Here is a 1598-nt window from a genome sequence, read left to right as displayed (position 1 = left end):
ATTGAAGTAAACCGATAAACAACTCGATAGCACCGTTTATCGGTTTACTATTTCAAATTACTCATTAATTAACTAATAACTAGCCATAAACCAACAAATTCATAGCCACTGAGTTGTTCAAAGAGTTCAGCTGTTGGATTACCCCAATCATTATCACGAACTCCGGTGGCGGGATCGTAATAAAGTCCGTCGGAACCACGGGCTAACATGTGAAGAGCTTGCGGGCCGGAAGCCACACAAATCAATTGTACTTGCCCATGAGCCGGCTCTACATAAACAGCATCCGTATGTACATTTGGCTCCCCTACCACCGCCACACAGGCAGCTTGCTCAGCTGGATACAGCGCCCCCAAGGCATATAAGCCAGCAGCGGTGATATTCACCGATACCACCCGTGCGAAATCTATCGCCACAGCCGCCATTGCCGCAGGTGAGTTATATCCGCCACCCGCAACGTTTGCCCCACCATCGGGGTTAAGTATCCCAGTCAGACCATAGATCTTATCCTTAGCGTTAATAAAATCATCGTCTTGTTGAATGACATTATTATTTTCTCCATAAGTGATAATGGTACTTTCCGGCCACAGTGCAAATGCAGCCAATGTGGCAGTTAATGCATAAGCACCACACTCATTACTGAGCGGTGGCTGAGTCAGTTGACTAACAGGATTCGGAAATTGGCCCAATAATAGATTTAGCGAAATACTGGTTGTTAGATTAGGCATATAGCCTCCTCATAGAAATAATAAATAGGGGAGTACAGGTACGGCACTGTTGATCAGGCAGGCCGTACACGTGTGTTTTTATCAAGCAGCGCTAACCGTCCAAGTGCCCTGAGGGTTATAAATAACATTGAATGCGGTCACACCTTGGGTGGTATCACATATCGCGGACCCAACCGAAGACGTAGAGAAGTTAATAACCGTCCCCGCCTGATAGGTACCCGTTTGGACATAAAAACTCAGCACTGGCTGACAATCGATATTTTTGCTTGGTTCTGCATTGATGAAACTCGACAGTACGCTACTGCCACTGGCACTTTGCACCGCCAACCCCGCGTTAAATACATCTGTGACGGGGTTAAATGCAGGAGTGACAATACGATAAGCACCAGGTTGCACCCCTTCGGTATAAGTCGCAGGAGACAGACCAAGAGAAGGGTCAACCGACATTACCGTGGTGTTTGCTGTTTGTACTCCAGCGGTAATAGAGGTCAAATCGACAGGCTGGCTTGAGGTGATATATCCTGAATCTTGCCCAACCAACAAGCTTGGTAGTTGAGATTGTGCTCCAGCATAAAATTGCATTAAGCATTCAAAGGTCAGTACAGAACCCGAGCTGGCAAAAGGTGATAACACTTCCTGATAAATACTGTTGGAGTAAACTTTAGCGCCACCGGTATAAATCGCCGGTTTTTGGAAGAAAAAGAAATCCTGCGCTGTCGGGCTGTTATTGATTACGTTAATTGTATATAGAGTACTCATAGTGTGTTCCTTATAAATAAGAGGGAGACATCATTAGGTAGTACATCCGATATTCGCTCTACCCACAGTACAAATTGCAACCTGTGTGCCAACTAGATAATCAATTGAAGTCGG

At 45.6% G+C, this 1598-nt stretch carries 2 protein-coding genes; both read right to left on the bottom strand.

Going from position 1 to position 1598, the window contains the following annotated elements:
- Nucleotides 1–68 precede the first annotated feature (68 nt).
- A complete protein-coding gene (locus V1952_RS21735) occupies nt 69–725 on the bottom strand; it encodes a hypothetical protein (RefSeq protein ID WP_083161645.1) in 657 nt (218 codons plus the stop codon).
- Between the two features lie 81 nt (nt 726–806).
- Nucleotides 807–1484, bottom strand: a complete 678-nt coding sequence (locus tag V1952_RS21730; RefSeq protein WP_372560158.1) for a hypothetical protein — start codon at nt 1482–1484, stop codon at nt 807–809.
- Nucleotides 1485–1598 lie beyond the last annotated feature (114 nt).

Origin of the sequence: Yersinia sp. 2542 StPb PI (assembly GCF_048593855.1) — a bacterium.
Lineage (GTDB): Bacteria > Pseudomonadota > Gammaproteobacteria > Enterobacterales > Enterobacteriaceae > Yersinia > Yersinia enterocolitica_E.
The sequence above is the reverse complement of the archived record's forward strand: the minus strand, read 5'-3'. Positions and strand labels throughout refer to the sequence as shown.

Coding starts and splice junctions, on each gene's coding strand:
- V1952_RS21735 (WP_083161645.1), bottom strand. CDS start 725: ATGCCTAATCTAACAACCAGTATTTCGCTAAATCTATTATTGGGCCAA.
- V1952_RS21730 (WP_372560158.1), bottom strand. CDS start 1,484: ATGAGTACTCTATATACAATTAACGTAATCAATAACAGCCCGACAGCG.